Origin of the sequence: Occallatibacter savannae (assembly GCF_003131205.1) — a bacterium.
GTDB classification, from domain to species: Bacteria; Acidobacteriota; Terriglobia; order Terriglobales; family Acidobacteriaceae; genus Telmatobacter; species Telmatobacter savannae.
Window position 1 is genome coordinate 1 of the sequence record NZ_QFFY01000012.1, and the last position, 16,685, is coordinate 16,685.

The window sequence follows — 16,685 nt, forward strand, 5'->3', positions numbered from 1 at the left end:
GTTAGTGACTAACCGGCCACTCTGACTTTGAGCCATTTTGGGTGAAGCAAAAGCAGATTCTTCGCTTACCACCCCCACGCTGAAGAAAGCGCGTGGGGCCCCGTGCGCTCAGAATGACAGCCTGATTTGAAGAAGTGTGTTCCAGCGAGGTCGACCTAAGAACAGTCAGTCAGCGACTAACCGGTCACTCTGACTTTGAGCCATTTTGGGTGAAGCAAAAGAAGATTCTTCGCTTACCAGGTCCCCGTGCGCTCAGAATGACAGCCTGATTTGAAGAAGTGTGTTCCAGCGCGGTCGACCTAAGAACAGTCAGTTAGCGACTAACCGGCAACTCGGACCTTTGGCGAATCTTCGCCTCCTAGGGTCCGAGTTGCCGACCACGCACTTACGAAGCAGTCAATTTGCGATCGTTCCGAAGAGGGCGGATCAGTGATCTGTCCCTGCATTCATAATCGATTTCGCTAGCGGCCAGAGAATTGAAACCGTAGTTCCCCGGTTTTCTGTCTTAGTCGAGCTCCGGATCTTGATGCTGCCTTCGTGTTTTGCCACGATGCCCCGAACCACCCAGAGACCCAGCCCATTTCCCTTTTCCGCTTTCGTGGTGAAGAAAGGTTCAAAAAGCTGCGATAGTTGACTTCCGGAAATGCCGCAGCCTGTGTCGGAGATCGTGAGGCGAGCCATCCCCGAGGGGTTCTCTCCTTTCCAATCTTTTGTCAAACGTAAAGAGACACAAAGCCGACCACCTTTTGGAGTGGCTTCCACGGCATTGAGCAGCAGATTGTCCACCGCTTGACGCATCTCGTCTGGGAAGCCAAGGATATTCGTTTGCGGATGAATTCTGGCTTCGATCTGAAGATCTGCTTTCCGGAATTTCTCTTGAAAGATGCGAAGCGACTCCTCTAGGAGCTCTGATAGATCGACTTCTCTGGGAGACCTGTCGACCCGGTAGTACGAGAGACTCTGTTTCACGATTCTCGACACGCGAGCGAGTTCGTTTGTCGCGGTGTCTGCCAACTGGAGCGATTCCGCCGAAAGACCGCTGAAGTTCTGCAGAATATAGAGAGCATTCGTTACTGCTTCGAGAGGGTTATTGATCTCATGGGCCAATGAAGCGGCCAACTGCCCAGCGGCAGCGAGCTTTTCTACTTTCCGAAGCCGTTCTTCCTGCATCCGAATGAGGCGTTCGTTCTCCTTGAGAGCAGAGATCTGGCTCCTGCTCTCCGCAATGAGGTCGCGAACCTGGTATTGGCGACGACGGCTCCGGATTGCAACTTCGATCGTTCGGACGAGCGTTCCCGAGCCGATTGGGCGTTCCAGAATGGTTAGAACGCCTGCCGCCGTCGCTGCCAAATCCAGTAAGCGCGCCAGGCGGGACTCGCCACCGTGAGTAAGGATGATGACTGGCAGCTCGGACCAGAAGGGCTGACTTCTGAGCCGATCGAGCAGTTCAGGGATCTGTGCCAGTTCCAGCGCTTCCTCGGTCAGCAGAACCGCTCCTGCACCTTCCCGAATGCGCTCGCGGAGTTCGGTTGCGCTTCCGCAGATGTCTGGAGTAAACCCGTGTTCCATCAGCAGAGTTGCCATTGCAGGCGCGTCCCGGCCAACTGGCGCAAGAATCAGCACGCGCTCATCGAATCGACTACTTTCCATGGGAATGCCGCATGATCTGATCTTCTGGGCCGCGGAATATCGGGGAACCCGAAAGCACACCCTGGAATTGCGTGAGAGGCTCCCCGATGCGCACCCCCTGCCCCGACACGAGAGCAAATTCCCGGATGGTTTGCTCGTGCTGTCCGCTGCGCTTCTTGATCACAGCAATAGCTTTTTTCATGGCGCCTGCAGCTTCGAAGAACCGCAGGCTGATCACCGTGTCAGCCAAGTAGCTGATGTCGACTGGGGCATCGAGGGCCGCAACGACACCATGCTGCGCGAGCGTGAAGATGGTCAGAATACCCTGCTGATTCAGGTATGCCGAAAGCTCGTGAAGTTGGTTGGCCAGGTACTTCTCGCCGGGCATGGCGTTCAAATAACCGTTCAGGGTATCGATCACGACCAGCTTGGCTCCTTGATCGACGACGCCTGCTTGAATACGTCCCGCAAACTCACCGGGTGAAATCTCCGCGGGGTCTAGTTGTTCGATCTGCACGGTCTTGTCTGGAATGTAGTGATCGAGCCCCATTGCGAGCGCCTCCGCACGCGCCAGCGTAGTCGCGCGGGTTTCGTCGAAGGTGAAAAGAAGGCTTTTCTCCCCGCGTTCCGCCATGCTTCTTGCATACTGCAGCGCCAGAGTTGATTTGCCGGTCCCGGCCGGTCCCATGATCAGAGTGGTCGTTCCCCTGTCCAAACCACCCGATAACAAGGCATCGAGAGGAGGACACCCGCTGCTGACCGATTCGCGTTTGAAGGTTGTGTGATGCTCAGAGGCCACCAGACGCGGGAAGACCTGTATCCCGCCCGTGTCGATTATGTAATCGTGGTAGCCCTCGGTGAAACGAACACCTCGCATTTTCATGACGCGAAGCCGCCTTCGTGATTTCCCATAGTCAGGCGATAGTTGCTCCATTTCAATCACGCCGTGGGTAAGACTTAAAACGTGAGGATCGCTCCCGATTCGATTACTGTCCATCTTGTCGTCGAGCAGAAGTACCGTTGTTCCCTGCCGGGACAACTCATGCTTGAGATTCAGCAATTGCCGGCGGTAACGGAGTGGCGTTTCCGCAAGCAGGCGAAACTCGGAAAGAGAGTCGAACACCACGCGCTTAGGCCGATGTTTTGCAATCTCCTGCTTGAGCAACTGCGAGACCTTTGTGAGTTCCAGCTCAGAGGCGTGAAACACGGTTGTCTGCGACTCGGGCTGCAACAAGGTTTCGATCGCTGAGAACTCGAGCAGTGGAATACCGTCCAGGGACCAACCGTGAGAACTCGCCACCCGTTCAAGTTCATCTTTGGCTTCAGAGAGCGTTATGTAGAGAACTGCCTCTCCACGTGCCCGACCTTCAAAGAGAAACTGCAGAGCCAAGGTTGTCTTTCCAGAACCCGGGTCTCCTTGGATGAGATAGAAGCAATTGCTCGGCAGACCTCCGGCGATGATGTCGTCAAGCCCACGAAGTCCGGTCGGGCAGATTTCCTCCAGTGCAGAGTCTTTCGTACTGTCTGGCATGAGTTTCTCCTCGGGATCTGATGTACTGGGGCCCTGGGGATTGATCCCGGCGGTTGTCTACTCGTGCTTGACTAGCCCGTCATCCGAAGAGCAAGAAGATTTTCCTGCAGCAGGGTAGGTTCTGCCAACTCCGGTTGCTCAAGCTGCGCTACACCGATCTTCTTAGGGCCGCTCTCCTTAGACCAGGCGACACTCGGACGTATCCATAAGCGGCGATGAAAAGGACGGGGCATGGACGTGCTCTCTCCAACCGCGGTAACGAGTTCGCGAAGGCCTGTCAGTGGCGGGCGCAGATTTGAGCTGCGGTGAGTGGGGCTTGTGGGTTCCCACCCTAGCCATCCGGTGACGAGGGGGCACCCGGCGCCTCACCCCGGTCCCCGAAGGCGAGGGATCCTTGGACTTGGCTCAGGACGGGCTCAGGGGCGCCCAGCGCTCCGATCCGTCCCAATCAGCGTGCATCATCTTCGGTGACTCTAGCGGCGTGTCCTGCGGCGATCAATCGGATGGCCTGGCTGAACGGCACTACCACAATGTCTCCCTTGTTGTAGAAGAGAGGGAAATTGGGGTCTGGAACGCGGAGGTGTTGGCCTTTCAAAAACGGCTGAATCCCGAAACTCCGAAGAGCTCTGAGGCGGACCATCGTCTCAGGAGGCGCGTGGCTGGGCTTGGAATCCTCGTCCGTCACTATCGCAATGATAGTTGAGCCGATCCCGGCTTAGAAGCTGGAGGTCACGGCAGGTCGGGGCGGTTGAGATGCCGGTCAGGCGGCGGCAGACATGGGACGGACGAAGACGGTGAGGAGTTGGCAGGGCGATTCCTCGCCGCTCCACACCATCGGCTGGTCGGTGCTGAGCACCACGCTGTCCCCGGTCTCGAGCTTCTCCCGGCTTCCGGCGATGGTCGCGTACACAGCGCCTTCGATGACGTAGGCGGTGAGTTCAGTGACAGCGCCGCATTCGCCGACAGTGACCGAGGCGCGTGCGGGAATCTCGATGATCTGCGCGAGTTGATGCGTTTCGGGCGTGGACACGTGCAGCGGAATGGGGCGCGGGAGCTGGTCACCGCGATGACGGGCGGTGGCCGCTTTGCGCGTAATGGAGACCGAGTGGTGCTGCGGCTCGCAGAAGAAGTGTCCAAGACTGATGCCGTAGACGCGACAGATGCGCTCGAGGGTGTGGAGCGTGGGGGTCATGTGGTCGGTTTCGAGCTTGGAGAGGAGCGCGGTGGAGAGCTCCGTCTGATGGGCGAGGCGTGAGAGGGTGAGGCCTTTGGTGATGCGGAGAGTGCGTAGTTTCAGGCCTATGGAGTAGATGGCGAGCGGGTCGGATGGTGCAGTCGTTGGCAAGGACATGGAACGATGCTGGCACCGCGTTGAGTGATGTGATGTGCGCGGTGTCACAGGGGGCGAGGCGGTCCTGGATGGGGCATCGCGTTACCCAGGCCTCCAAGTGCTCTGGCACGACATGCGGGGCACCCGCGCTTCACCCCGGTCCCAAAATGCGAGGGCGGAAGCTTACCACCACATGGGGAAGAGGGTCACGGCGAAATCGCGTTGGTGCTGCTGCTTGATGGCGCGCAGGAGGGACGAGCCGTCCGCCATGCTACTCGGCGTCTTTCTTTGGCGCGAAAGCAACGGGGTGGAGGGTGTTCCAGTCGAGGCGCCAGAGGTCGTCGAGGTCGATGGGAGTTGCGAGCAGCTGGTGCATCCTGACCCGCTGCTGTATCACCTTGGTGCGCAGGGCAGCTGAGTCTTCGCGCAGCGCCTCGCACTGTGCGCGCAGCTTGCGCGATTCTTCGATGGTGTCCTGGATGCACTGCAGCCAGAGGACCGGGGGCGTGAAAGGTTCAATGATGAGGTCGAAGCGGGCAGGGTCGTAGGGGATGGCGGGATTTTCAAACAGCACGAGGGGCGAGGAGGAGGAGGCAGCGGCGGCGAGTACGTCGGGTGGGAGCAGCTCCACATCCTGGTGGAGACTGACGGCAGAATAGGACGTCTGATCGCTGAACGCTTCGCGCACCTCGCCGGCGGAGCATCGCACACGGCGTACTCGGGCCCCGAGTCTTTGAAAGACCGGGATGCGGTGGCAGATGTCGTCACCGACGTACAGGATGGGAGCCGTGAGCATGGCGATTGCACTTCGGGGGTTACGCAGAAGGAATATAGCAAGTTTGGACACAGGAGAAAACGGGGATTATACCGGGGCGAGCGCGCTCACAGGAGGACTTGGTCTGACGGCGGGATATGGATATATCAGAGCGGGGATGAGAAGGGGGCGGTGGATTTGGGGGCGTCGGGGTGGGCGTGCATTTTGTGGGCGGTGAAGGCAGCAAGCATGCGGGTCATGTTGAGCTCGGGGTGGAAGATTGTGCCGCAATAGCTGCAACGGAAGTCGCCGGTCAGCAGGTTGGTGGCCTGGTCGCGCTCTGGTTTGAGAAATGGTGGCTGGTCCACGAGGGGGTCCTTCAAAGACGTGATGATGGAGTGTACCACCTAGGGAAAACCCCAGGCGCTGTGTCAAAGACGACGAACGCGTGTTAAGAGCGGGCATAGATTTTCCGGCGAATGCCTATCGTGATTGATTGCTGAGTTGCGGCTTTGATAGACTCGGCCACCTCAAGGAAAACTTCCCCGACACAAGTTTCTACACCGGGCACCGATGGAGGTCGGAATGGCAAACGGGCACACGGCTGTATTGAACGCGGGTTCGACACCAGGGGCGCAGGCTCCACCGAACCCAGGAATTGTTTTTGAAATGATGCAGGCCGTGCAGAAGACCGCGGCGCTGAAAGCGGCGATCGATCTGGATGTCTTTCGAGCTGTTGGGGAGGGTCCCGGAGACGTGGCCTCGATTGCAAAACATGCGAAAGCCTCTGAGCGGGGCATCCGGATCCTCTGCGACTTCCTGGTGATCAATGGAGTGCTGGCCAAGGAAGGAAACCGGTACAAGCACACGCCCAGCAGCGCAGCGTTTCTCGATCCGGTGTCGCCGGCGTGCCTGGCGTCGGTGGCGCAGTTTCTGGGAAACGATGCGATGAAGGAGCCGCTGAAAAACCTGGCCCAGGTTGTACGGGACGGGAGAACTTCGCTGGAGGGCGAGGGCACTGTGGAGCCGGAGAATCCGGTATGGGTGCAGTTTGCGGAGACGATGGCTCCGATGATGGCCCCGATGGCTGGGCCGCTGGCTGCGGTCGTTCTGGAGCGACGTGACGGGCCGATGCGGGTGCTGGATATCGCCGCCGGCCACGGGCTGTTCGGCATTGAAGTAGCGAAGCAGAACAAGCAGGCGCACGTGACGGGACTGGACTGGGCTCCGGTGCTGCGCGTGGCGCTGAAGAATGCGGAGAAGGCGGGCGTACGGGACCGGTATGACATGCTGCCGGGAAGCGCGTTCGAGGTGGATTTTGGCGGTCCTTACGATGTGGTGCTGCTGACGAATTTTCTGCACCACTTCGACAAGGAGACGTGCGGGAAGCTGCTCAAGAAGGTGCATGGAGCCTTGAAGCCGGGCGGGTATGCGGCGACGCTGGAGTTTGTTCCAAATGAAGATCGGGTGTCGCCCCCGATGGCGGCGGGGTTCGCGATGTCGATGCTGGCGACGACGGTTGCCGGCGATGCGTACACCTTCAGCGAATTGAAGGCGATGTATGAGGATGCGGGGTTCAAGGATGTGAAAGCGAATCCGATTCCGATGAGTCCGCATACGATCGTGATTGGCTGCTCGTGACTCGACGATGGATGACGGCGCGTGAAATCATCCGGAAGTGATCGCTGCGACCGCCATGAGGCTCGCATCGCTTGCTGAGGAGCTTCCGGATGGGTGCAACGACGAAGATATCTGCTGGTTCAACGAAAGGGGATTCCGCGGACGTCGTTCGGGAAGAGACGCCTTTTGAGGCGCTGTCCGGCATCTGCTCAGTGCTGGTGGTGGGGCTGTTCATTCTGACGTTCCTGGCGCAGAACTATGTGATTCCGTCGGGCTCGATGAAGAACACGCTGCTGATCGGCGATCACCTGGTGGTGGACCAGATCACGCTGGCGCAGCCCACGCGGTGGATGCCGCTCATCCGGTATCGCGAGCCGAGGCGCGGGGATATTGTGGTGTTTCGCAAGCCGGTTTATCAGCCGGGGATTGATGCGCTGGGTGCGGATGGCACTCCGCAATACACTCCGCTGGTGAAGAGATTGATCGGCGTGCCGGGTGACCATATTCGTCTTCGCAACGGCATCGTGAGTGTGAATGGCGTGGAGCAGCCGGGGGGATTTGCGCAGCCAACGACGGCAGAGAACTTCAACGAGTTTCTGGACGATTTTCCCGCAGTGCCTCCGGAAGGAGAGCCCGGAGCAACGGAGTCGTGGGCGGTGAATTTCTCGAGCTATGTTCAGGGCGGCGAGCTGGTGGTTCCAGCGGGGATGTATTTCATGATGGGCGACAACCGGCATAACAGCCTGGACTCGCGCTTCTGGGGATTTGTGCCGCGTGGGAATATCGTGGGGCGTCCGCTGTTCAACTATTGGTCGTTCGAGGCCGAAGAGGGACAGATTGGGCAGGCAGGAGTCGGCCGAAACTTGGCTTGGATTGGGCACGTGCTGGTGCGGTTTATTCCGGATACGCGGTGGGGAAGGACATTTCACGTGGTGCGGTGAACGGACACTTCACACAACGGATTGTTCGAAGTCGGCAGCGCCCCTACGGGGCTCGACGGTTCTTTTTGGTGCGCTACCCAGGACTGCGCTGCGCTAGTCCTGGGCTAACACCTTTGCTCCCTACGGGAGCGTCGCTGCGCTGGTCGCGGGCTGACGACCATGGCTCCCTGCGGGAGCTGAATTCAGAATTGATTCAAGCAGAATTTTCGGAGTGAAGTCCTCGGTTTGTGCGGCGATGTTGTCACTGGTATTTGAAGCCGCGGTCGGGGATGAACTCGAATTTGACGAGGGCGTCGCGGTAGTCGAGGTGGAGGATGAGCTGCTGGTAGGTGTTGGCGCCGATGTTGCCGCCGATTTCCATGCCGGTGATGCGGGTGGGGAGCGAGGTGTCGGTGGTGGGGACATTCGCGATCTTCTGCGAGAAGTGGGCGAAGTTGAAGGTGAGCTCGTTGGCGTAGGTGACTTTCATGGTGGGAGAGCCGCCCCAGCCGCCGACTTCTTTCTCGTAGGTTTTGGAGAGCTCTTTGGCGATGTCGGGAGCGACGTTGGTCTCGGGCGAGCTGATGGAGAGGACGAAGAGCTTGACGAGTTTGTCGTTGATGGCGGTGGGAAGAATGAGGTCGCGGCCGGAGCGGTAGATCTGCGACCAGTCTTTCATGTCGGCGGGAACTACGCGATCGACGAGGTGCGGGGCGGCGGCGCCAGTGCCTTCGGTGGTGTCGGTGTGAAGCGCGGGAATGTAGGCGGCATCCTGCGGCGCGGGCGGAAGCGCGGCGAGATGGAGCTTGCGCATGGGGTAGTCGACGGTCTCGAGGAAGTCGGCGAAGACGTCGAAGCCGATGGTGCCGTTGCCGTCGTCGGTGGGGCCGGCGGCGTCGATGACTTTGACGGCGCAGTCGTGGAACTCGAGGTTGCCGAGCTTGAGCTTGTCGGCTTGAGCGAAATAGGTGGGCTTGGCGCCGGGGAAGGCGGGTGGCTCGTTGTCGGAGATGCGCTTGAGTCCGGCGCGGTCGGCGAGTGGCTTGTATAGGGTGAGGCCGCCTTCTCCGCCGGCGAATTCGAGACGAGCGTTGGCGGAGTTGACGGCGAGTTCGATGCCGACAGCGCGGGTGTGGCCGGCGTATCCGGCAAGGCGGATGAAGTCGATGTCGGCGGGAGCGGAGCCGGCGGAGAGCTTGCAGGCGTGGATCGGCTGCGCGGCGAGTTTTTTCCAGCGCTCGGCTTCGGCGTGGAGGAAGGCTGCGGTGGGCGGGTCTTCGCCGGTTGGGGCGGAGAGGAAGGCGTCCATCTCGGAGGTGCGCTGATCGAGAGGGAGTGTCTGCAGCCAGGCGAGGCGAATCTCGGGGTCTTCGGGATCGAACTGGTGGGCGAGGCCGAACTGCTGCTTTGCGGTGGCGTTGCGCGATTCGGCTTGGGCGACACGGGCAAAGAGGAGACGGGTGCGCGGATCACAGGGGTCGGCTTTGTACGCGGCGAGAGCGGTTTGCTCGGCGGCCCAGGGCTCTCCCTGACGGAACTCGAGTTCGCTGCGAAGGGTGAGGAACGGGGCGGATGCGGGCTGCGCGGCGATGGAGGCCTTGACGAGGTCGGCGGCGTCTTTGAGTTTGTTTTCCTTGAGGAGAGCCGCGAAGAGACCGGAGACGACGGCGGGATCGCTGGGCGATTTTTGCAGGTCGGCGCGGAAGAGGGATTCGGCGCGCGCGAAGTCGGCGGCGAGGAGAGCCTTTTGTGCTTCCGAAGGCGGGCCGTGCTTGACCACGTTGCAGGTGATGGCGGAGGCCGCTGAAGGGATTAGAGCTGCGGCGCAAAGGGTGAACAAGCCGAAGCGGATTCGGAAGGACGACGGATGCATGGCGGGCCTCAATGATCGTTCGAGGTCATCACGGAGCGGCATCGAGCGCCAGCAGAGCGCGATGAGCATCGCAGAATTCAGAAAAAGGTGGATCGAAGACATTGTATGAGATCGGGATGAGCCTCTGTTTCGTGCAGAGCGGGCAAGACGCCGAAGGGAAAGTAGGTTGTGAGTACAAGAGCGGAGATAGGGCCGGGGCTGAACAACTGGTAAAAACATCGGCGCATCGCACTCACGTAGCTGACGGATAAGGAAGAAGGCCGCCGGTTGTTGCGAGTTGAGCGAGGCAAGCAGGTAAACGGAGGAGCTGTAACTAAGGCTGGATATTTATGACAACTACACCCCCAGAGACGGGCTATTCGAGTTTAGGTGGAACGAATGCGGGCTTCGGTGAAACGAACGTGGCGGAGTTCGCGGTGCCGCCATCGCACCAGATACCGGCGGTGACGAGCCCCGCGCACTACAGACCGCCTGCAATGGAGAGCGCTTTGCAATCGTACGCGGACGCCGTGGGGCGCGCGTTCGGGGCGGCCTCGCGCACGTACTCACGATGGTTCGATCGCGCACGCGGGTACACGGAAGAGAAGTATTCGGAGGTGGAGCGCGAAACGAAAAATCTGGGAAGGCGCGCACAGAAGAACGCATCGTATGTGAGGGAACAGTATCCGCTGGAGGCGCTGGGAGCGATTGCGGCGACGGCTTTTGTAGCGGGAATTGCATTGAGGGTCTGGAGGTCGAGAGCGTCGTGAATACTGAAGCGAATCATCTGCACAATGGCGTGAACGGGGGCAGGACGGTAGGCAGCATTCTTTCGGACACGAAGGATGAGCTGAAGGATTTTCTAGAAACGCGGATTGCGATGCTGCGGACGGAGCTTGGCGAGAAGATGGCCATGCTGAAAGCAGCTGCTCCGCTGGCGATTGTCGGGATTTTGTTTCTGGTTACGGCGTACATGCTGTTCACGCTGGGACTGGTGGGCGCGATTGTGGCGTTCATGCAGCAGAATCCGTACCGCTGGTGCATCGGATTCTTTGCGATCGCAGTGCTGTGGGGGATTGTGGGCGGGATCTGCGCTTACATGGCGATGCGGGAGTTCCAGGTTAAGGAGCTGATGCCGAAGAGGACCATGCAGGTGCTGAAGGAAGACAAGATGTGGCTGCAGTCTGAAGTGAGGAGCCGCGTATGAGTATTCAACCGGTGGATGATCTTGCATTGAAGGCGATCGAGCAGCGGCACCAGCTGCATGAGCGAGCCGAGGAGCTGAAGGGGAAGATCCAGGTTACGCGCGAGCGGCTCGATGTGAAGCGCAACGCACGCGAGAAGTTTGGTACTGCGGCGGTTGCGGTTGCGGCGGTGGGGCTGCTGACTGGATTTGCAGCGGGCGGAATGTTTACGCAGCGGTAGCGAGGAGCGAAGGATGGCAATGCTGAATACGGTTGCGAAAGCGATTACGAAGCCGATGCCGCGCATGATTTCGCCGAAGTCACACTCGATGCTGGACTACGTGACGGCCGGGGTGTTTTTGGCGGGTGCGGGGTTTTTCTGGCGGCGAAACAAGCGCGCGGCGATTGCGTCGCTGGTGTCGGGCACCGCGGTGGCTGCGGTGAGCGCTCTCACGGAGTATCCGGGCGGAGTGAACGGAGTGTTCGGCCTGGAGAAACATCGGAACATCGAGGTGGGGCTGGCAGCGATGGTGGCGGCAATGCCGGAGTTCTTCTCGTTCGGCGATGAGCCGGAGAAGAACTTTTTTCGGATTCAGGGCGTGTTGATGACGTGTATCAGCGAATTGACGGATCTGAATCATGCGCACCAGCCGCATGCTGAGGCAGAGACGCCGGATTCGGTGAGAGAGATCAATACTCAGCCAGCGGCAGCGATTTAGGGGGGCCCATGGCTTCTCTCTGGAAACTCGGCGGACTGACGCCGCTCAAGCTCGCGCAACTTGGAATGAAGAAGATTGACGAGGATGAACTGTCGAACCGATCGGCGGCTCTGTCGTACTACTTCATTCTGGCTCTGTTCCCGATGTTCCTGTTTCTGGTGTCGCTGATCGGATTGCTAGCGGGACATGCGACGGAGATGCGGGACAACATTGTGGCGACGCTAGGGCACCTGGCGCCGGGGTCCGCGTCAGGGCTCGTGCAGCAGGTGGTGAGCCAGACCGTGAAGAGCAGCGGCGGCGTGAAGCTGGCAGCGGGGCTACTGGGCGCGCTGTGGGCGGCCTCAGGCGGGATGGGCGCCGTGATTACGTCGCTCAACGTGATCTACAAGACGAAGGAAACGCGGCCATGGTGGAAGCAAAAGCTGACGGTGGTCGGCTTGACGCTGGGATTAGCGCTTCTGATCCTTGTGGCGTCGGCGCTGGTGCTCTACGGCGGGAAGATCGGTGAGCTGATCGCGACGCGCGTGGGCGTGGGCAAGATGTTTGAGGTTGTATGGCGCATCGTAGAGTGGCCGCTGACCTTCTTCGTGATGTTTCTGTCGTATTCGCTGATCTACTACTTCGGGCCCGATCTCGAGGAGCGGAAATGGTACTGGGTGACACCGGGATCGGCAATTGGCGTAGTGCTGTGGCTGGTAGCCTCGCTGGGATTCAGGATCTATCTGCACTTCTTCAACTCGTACAGCGCGACGTATGGGTCGCTGGGTGCGGTGATCATCCTGATGCTGTGGCTGTACATCACCGGGTTCGCCATTCTGGTTGGCGGCGAGATGAACTGGGTGATCGAGAACGAAGACAAGACCGAAACGGCGTTTGAGGATGAGAGGCGGCGGGTGGAGTCGCAGTACAAGGCCGCTTAGGGTTTCCTGGAGAGTGCCCCGGTCCCTGAATGCGAGCGATGCTTCGGCTTTGCTCAGGACAGGTTCGGGGCACCCGGCAATTCATGCGAAGGTGAGGCGGCCGCCGGCGGAGAGTGCTGCGTGCGGAATGAGAACGCCTTCTATAGCCTTGCCGTTGAGTGAGGCGCGCGCGGTGCTTGAGGAGCGAGTGCTCTCAATGCGCAACGTTTTGCCTTCGCCGACGCGCACGGTCATTGCGGGGAAATACCCGCGACCGAGAACATACTCGGGCTTTGCGGGGCAGACCGCGTAGATGCCCATGGCGCTCATCAGGTACCAGGCCGCCATTGCGCCTGTATCTTCGTCGCCGGCGAAGGTGTCGGGCGAGTAGAGCTCGTCCATGACGCGCCTGACCCAGTACTGGGTGCGGTCGGGCCGACCTGCGAGCGCGAAGAGATACAGGACGTGGTGATCGGGCTGGTTGCCCTGGTCGTACTGGCCGAAGTTCACTGCTGCCATCTCTGACATTTCGTGAATCTCCTGCCCGTAGACGCCGACGTGAAAGACGGGGTCCATGGTGAGCATTTTTTCGAGAGCGGCGGCTGCCTTCTCTTTGCCGCCCATGGCGGTGAAGAGGGCGTCGATGTCGTGCGGCGCGTCCCAGCGATGCTGCCAGGCTGAGCCTTCGACGTACGGATTGCCCCACTGCACTTCGTCGAAGGGCTCGAGCCATGATCCGTCAGCATGCTTGCCGCGGAAGAAGCTCGTCTTTGGATCGAAGATGTTCTTCCAGTTCTGCGAACGCTTGGTGAACATTGCGGCATCGTCATCGCGGCCGAGGGCTTTGGCAACCTGGGCGATGCAGAAGTCTCCGTACGCGGCGTCGACGGTTTCAGCAGCGGCCTGATCGACGTGATCGACCGAGCAGTAGCCGAGCTTGAGATAGTCTTCAACTCCGCGACGGCCGTAGCCTTTGTCGGGATCGCCAGGCTGGGTTGCATGTTTCTTGAGGCCGTCGTAGGCTGCGGCAAGATCGAATCCCTTGATACCCTTGGCTGCGGCCTCGCCGAATAGGGAGTCGATGAGGCTGCCGGTCATGCAGGCGCGATAGCCGGGGGCGGGAAACTGCGGGAGCCAACCGCCTTCTTTGTATGCATTGACCCAGGCCTGGAGAATTTCGCCGAGGCGCTCGGGGAAGACGATGGACATCCACGGATACCAGGCGCGGTAGACGTCCCAATAGCCGTGATCCGCATACATGACACCCGGCTCTATCTTGCCGTTGTAGGCGCTGTAGTGGTGTGGCTGGCCGGCATCATCGGGCTCGTGGAAGGTGCGCGGAAAGAGGAGGGCACGATAAAGGCAGGAGTAGAAAGTGCGCTGCTGGCGATCTGTTCCGCCCTCGACCTGCATGCGTTCGAAGTGTTTTGCCCAGTCGGATTTTGATTCGCTACGGATTTGATCGATCGGTTTGGTGCCGAGCTCGAGGTCGAGGTTCTTCTGCGCCTGTTCGAAAGAGATGAAGGAGGTTGCGATGCGGGCTTCGATGTTCTTGGGATCGCCGAATCTCGCAACGATGGTGAGACGACCGGCGGCTGCGCTGACGTCGAGCGCGCGCCAGGGTGCGGCGAAGCGCACGACATAGTAGGTGGCGAAGTTCGCGGGAACACCGCCTTCGTTGATGGCCGATTTGAAACGGATGGTATGGTTCGCTTCGTCGCGGTCGACGGGCTCTGCGCCCTTTGGCACTTCGATGAGGAATCCGGAAGGCATGCCGCTGCTGTTGACCCCGGAGATGGATGCGCAGCGCGTGGTGGGCACGAGCTCTGCGTCGAGCTGATAGCGCAATAGCGACAGCTTGAAGGAGTAGGGATGGAGCGCGGCGTCTTCGGGACGCCACGAAGAGCTGCTCGCGTTTGGCTCGGGTTTCGTTTCCCCGGAGAAGGGGAGGAAAAGGGCCTGGCCGTAATCGGAGAGCCAGGGGCTGAGCTGATGGGTGCAGCGGAAGCCTTGGAGACGCCTTGCGCCGGGCTGAAACATCCAGGGACTGCGAGCTTCGGACTGCAGAGTCCAGTGGGCCATGCCGAAGGGAACGGCTGCGATGGGCAGTGTATTGCCCCGGGAGAATGCGTAGGTGGAGTCGGTGCCCTGGAGGACGTTGGCGAGATCGACGGAGCGCTCTGCTTGCGCGATTTCGCTCTGAGTTCCTTGCGCGAAGCGGGCCGTGGCGGCCAGCGCCGGTTGTGTTTCGACGACAGCGGATGCGGCGGCCAGGCCCGCACTCTTGAGGAAGTTTCGTCTGTCGGGGCCTGTGTTGTTTTCAGCCATCATCGCTCCCAGCAAAAAGTCTCTTCACGACTTTATCAAGCGCCGGAGGCAGGAAGTCTCACGGGAGATCGCGAGGTATTAAAGGATGGTTGGACGGGGTCGAGATTTGGATTGAGGAGCGCGAATTGAACGTGCTAGATTGGCTCCACTTCCTCGTTCTGTTATTTGGTCCAGCATTTTCGTATTGGATTCGGAGGCTTTTATGGCTTCAGTGAGCCAGCAAGTGGTTGCGCGTCCGGCGCCCGGCTTTCTCAATCGGAATGGACTGATTGATCGGTACTTCTATTTGTTGATTTCCCTTATTGTCGCGGTCGTTATCGTGGCGGGATTCAGCAGAACGGTTGGGCCGGGACTGGTTCATGCGACGCCTGCTCGTCCTGTGCTGCTGTGGATGCATGGTGCGGCGTTTTCAGCGTGGGTGGTGTTTTTCATCCTGCAATCGGGGCTGGTGCGGATTCGCAAGGTGAGCTGGCATCGGACGCTGGGCTGGTTTGGAGCGGCGCTGGCTGCGGTGATGGTGGTGTTGGGGTGTGTGGTTTCAGTGGTGATGGGGCGGTTCGACGCTCTCGTGATGAAGGCTCCTGATCCGACATTCCTTAGCGCGACGTTCTGGGATATGTTGGCGTTCGGAACGGCGGTGGCGCTGGCGATTGTGTGGCGCGGGAAGCCGGAGGTGCATCGGCGATTGATGGTGGTTGCGACGTGTTGTCTGCTGGATGCGGGGTTCGGGCGGTTCGAATACATCTTCGATCACAATCTTCTGTTCTGGTGTCTCGATGCGGTGATCCTGCTCGGCGTGGCGCGGGATCTGCTGGTGGATCGGCAGGTGCACAAGGTGTATCTGTATGCGCTGCCGGTGTTAGTGGTGGGGCAGAATGTGGCGGTTTATTTGTGGAGAGCGCGGCCGGAGTGGTGGATGAGAATGTGCAGGGAGACGCTGGGGATCTAAGACGAGCCTTCGTCTGTATAGTCTTCTGGCTCGAATTGTGAGCGGGCCCAGGGATCCCCAAGCTTCTCACGCTCGGCGCACCAACCGAGGGGTAGGTCAGCGAGCTCTTTCAAGGTAGGATCGGCGTCGATTGCGTGATGGAGGCAGACGGCTACGCCTCCGCTTTCGATGTAAGTCTCACCGAGGAATTGCCAATCGCCATTCAGATCGTGAAAGACGAGTGTCACAGGCTCTTTTGCTTCGTTGACTGCTTTTGAAATGAACGCCGAAACGTGGGGAGGGTTTGGAAATTTCCAATCGTGGAGACTACTGCTTGGATCCTGCGTGGCCCAAAAGTTCTCCCTCTGTGCGCGTCATCGGTGCTCCCGGTTGCATAAGCGGCTGCTTGAAGTTAGCGTTGAAGGCCTCATCTTCAGGAAGATTGTTCTGCAGGTCTGGGTAGACGGCCTGAAGCACAGGGAATTCTGAGTTGCCGTAGTACCACACGGCCCAGTTCATGAATCGTTTGATCCACTTCGGATCAACGGGCCGAAATTCGCACTTGACCTTTCCAATTAGGTCAGCTTGACGTTCGCGGGTGATATCTACACCGGAGCGCAGGCGTTTGATCGCTTCGTTCAAACAGGAGTGAGCAACGTCAGGGTGCAACCCCACGGTGATGAGGTCAGGCTTGCCGCAGGTGTCGTATACGCCAATGGTGTACGTCCAGCTGTAGGCGCGACCGAGGTTGCTCTTCACTGAAATTACCGCACAGCCATACTGTTCGATCTTGTCGATTGTGTCTTCGTCTTCCGGAACCAGGTGAGTAGAGCGCCAATGGCGGGTGCGGTCGGTTTCGAAGTTGTTCGGCATGATGGTGGTGTTCACCAATAATATCGAGCGCAGGCTGGCCGAAGAGCAACTGCAGGTTCCTCCACTTCGCTTTGCTCCGGTTGATTGAATAAACCGGAAGGCTCCTTCAGATCCTGAG

General features: G+C 59.5%; 19 protein-coding genes. 9 read left to right on the forward strand and 10 right to left on the reverse strand.

Going from position 1 to position 16,685, the window contains the following annotated elements; translation table 11 throughout:
• Positions 1-426: 426 nt before the first annotated feature.
• Positions 427-1,170 (reverse strand): sensor histidine kinase, encoded by a 744-nt coding sequence (locus tag DHV10_RS27450; RefSeq protein ID WP_162601936.1) that lies wholly within the window; start codon positions 1,168-1,170, stop codon positions 427-429.
• 213 nt (positions 1,171-1,383) lie between these two features.
• Between DHV10_RS27450 and DHV10_RS27455 the strand changes: the two genes are divergently transcribed.
• Positions 1,384-1,665: a hypothetical protein gene (locus tag DHV10_RS27455; RefSeq protein ID WP_162601937.1), complete on the forward strand. Its 282-nt coding sequence runs from the start codon at positions 1,384-1,386 to the stop codon at positions 1,663-1,665.
• Here DHV10_RS27455 and DHV10_RS26725 read toward each other — a convergent pair.
• The 5 genes from DHV10_RS26725 to DHV10_RS27465 all read right to left on the reverse strand — a co-directional run bounded on the left by DHV10_RS26725 (position 1,640) and on the right by DHV10_RS27465 (position 5,612).
• Entirely contained in the window at positions 1,640-3,160 is a 1,521-nt protein-coding gene (locus DHV10_RS26725) for an ATPase domain-containing protein (RefSeq protein WP_109489497.1), read from the reverse strand. The two genes, DHV10_RS27455 and DHV10_RS26725, sit on opposite strands and share 26 nt — an antisense overlap.
• A gap of 448 nt (positions 3,161-3,608) precedes the next feature.
• Complete coding sequence (locus tag DHV10_RS27460) at positions 3,609-3,800, reverse strand: hypothetical protein (RefSeq protein WP_204101548.1); 192 nt, start codon at positions 3,798-3,800, stop codon at positions 3,609-3,611.
• 120 nt (positions 3,801-3,920) lie between these two features.
• The gene (locus DHV10_RS26735) at positions 3,921-4,511 is read right to left on the reverse strand and encodes a helix-turn-helix domain-containing protein (RefSeq protein ID WP_109489499.1); all 591 of its coding nucleotides are present in this window, start codon (positions 4,509-4,511) and stop codon (positions 3,921-3,923) included.
• Between the two features lie 250 nt (positions 4,512-4,761).
• Positions 4,762-5,286 (reverse strand): hypothetical protein, encoded by a 525-nt coding sequence (locus DHV10_RS26740; RefSeq protein ID WP_109489500.1) that lies wholly within the window; start codon positions 5,284-5,286, stop codon positions 4,762-4,764.
• A 125-nt stretch (positions 5,287-5,411) separates the two neighbouring features.
• On the reverse strand, positions 5,412-5,612 hold the full coding sequence (locus DHV10_RS27465; RefSeq protein WP_162601939.1) for a hypothetical protein: 201 nt from the start codon (positions 5,610-5,612) through the stop codon (positions 5,412-5,414).
• 217 nt (positions 5,613-5,829) lie between these two features.
• Between DHV10_RS27465 and DHV10_RS26750 the strand changes: the two genes are divergently transcribed.
• Positions 5,830-6,885, forward strand: coding sequence for a class I SAM-dependent methyltransferase (locus tag DHV10_RS26750; protein WP_109489509.1), 1,056 nt, complete (start codon positions 5,830-5,832; stop codon positions 6,883-6,885).
• An 89-nt stretch (positions 6,886-6,974) separates the two neighbouring features.
• Positions 6,975-7,805 (forward strand): signal peptidase I, encoded by an 831-nt coding sequence (gene lepB, locus DHV10_RS26755; RefSeq protein ID WP_109489502.1) that lies wholly within the window; start codon positions 6,975-6,977, stop codon positions 7,803-7,805.
• 241 nt (positions 7,806-8,046) lie between these two features.
• On the opposite strand, the gene DHV10_RS26760 is transcribed toward lepB, so the two are convergent.
• A complete protein-coding gene (locus tag DHV10_RS26760) occupies positions 8,047-9,657 on the reverse strand; it encodes a retropepsin-like aspartic protease (RefSeq protein ID WP_162601940.1) in 1,611 nt (536 codons plus the stop codon).
• Between the two features lie 329 nt (positions 9,658-9,986).
• On the opposite strand from DHV10_RS26760, the gene DHV10_RS27470 reads away from it, so the two are divergent.
• From DHV10_RS27470 to DHV10_RS26780, 5 genes are read left to right on the forward strand one after another with little or no spacing between them, the layout of a single operon-like run.
• Positions 9,987-10,406 carry a hypothetical protein gene (locus tag DHV10_RS27470; RefSeq protein WP_162601941.1) on the forward strand — a complete coding sequence of 140 codons (420 nt, stop codon included), beginning with the start codon at positions 9,987-9,989 and terminating at the stop codon, positions 10,404-10,406.
• On the forward strand, positions 10,403-10,843 hold the full coding sequence (locus DHV10_RS26765) for a phage holin family protein (protein WP_162601942.1): 441 nt from the start codon (positions 10,403-10,405) through the stop codon (positions 10,841-10,843). The genes DHV10_RS27470 and DHV10_RS26765 overlap by 4 nt, the downstream gene beginning before the upstream one ends.
• On the forward strand, positions 10,840-11,061 hold the full coding sequence (locus DHV10_RS26770; protein WP_109489505.1) for a hypothetical protein: 222 nt from the start codon (positions 10,840-10,842) through the stop codon (positions 11,059-11,061). The genes DHV10_RS26765 and DHV10_RS26770 overlap by 4 nt, the downstream gene beginning before the upstream one ends.
• Before the next feature lie 13 nt (positions 11,062-11,074).
• Complete coding sequence (locus DHV10_RS26775) at positions 11,075-11,539, forward strand: hypothetical protein (protein WP_109489506.1); 465 nt, start codon at positions 11,075-11,077, stop codon at positions 11,537-11,539.
• An 8-nt stretch (positions 11,540-11,547) separates the two neighbouring features.
• Positions 11,548-12,459, forward strand: a complete 912-nt coding sequence (locus DHV10_RS26780; RefSeq protein ID WP_109489507.1) for a YihY/virulence factor BrkB family protein — start codon at positions 11,548-11,550, stop codon at positions 12,457-12,459.
• Positions 12,460-12,540: 81 nt separating this feature from the next.
• Here DHV10_RS26780 and DHV10_RS26785 read toward each other — a convergent pair whose 3' ends face one another.
• The gene (locus DHV10_RS26785; RefSeq protein ID WP_109489510.1) at positions 12,541-14,766 is read right to left on the reverse strand and encodes a GH92 family glycosyl hydrolase; all 2,226 of its coding nucleotides are present in this window, start codon (positions 14,764-14,766) and stop codon (positions 12,541-12,543) included.
• A gap of 202 nt (positions 14,767-14,968) precedes the next feature.
• On the opposite strand from DHV10_RS26785, the gene DHV10_RS26790 reads away from it, so the two are divergent.
• Positions 14,969-15,715, forward strand: coding sequence for a hypothetical protein (locus DHV10_RS26790; RefSeq protein WP_109489508.1), 747 nt, complete (start codon positions 14,969-14,971; stop codon positions 15,713-15,715).
• Here the strand turns inward: DHV10_RS26790 and DHV10_RS27625 are convergent.
• Both DHV10_RS27625 and DHV10_RS27630 read right to left on the reverse strand, forming a co-directional pair.
• Entirely contained in the window at positions 15,712-15,942 is a 231-nt protein-coding gene (locus DHV10_RS27625; RefSeq protein WP_204101549.1) for a hypothetical protein, read from the reverse strand. The two genes, DHV10_RS26790 and DHV10_RS27625, sit on opposite strands and share 4 nt — an antisense overlap.
• Positions 15,943-16,021: 79 nt before the next feature.
• Positions 16,022-16,685, reverse strand: a 664-nt coding sequence (locus DHV10_RS27630; protein WP_204101550.1) for a DUF4262 domain-containing protein, incomplete at its 5' end; no start/stop codon positions are given.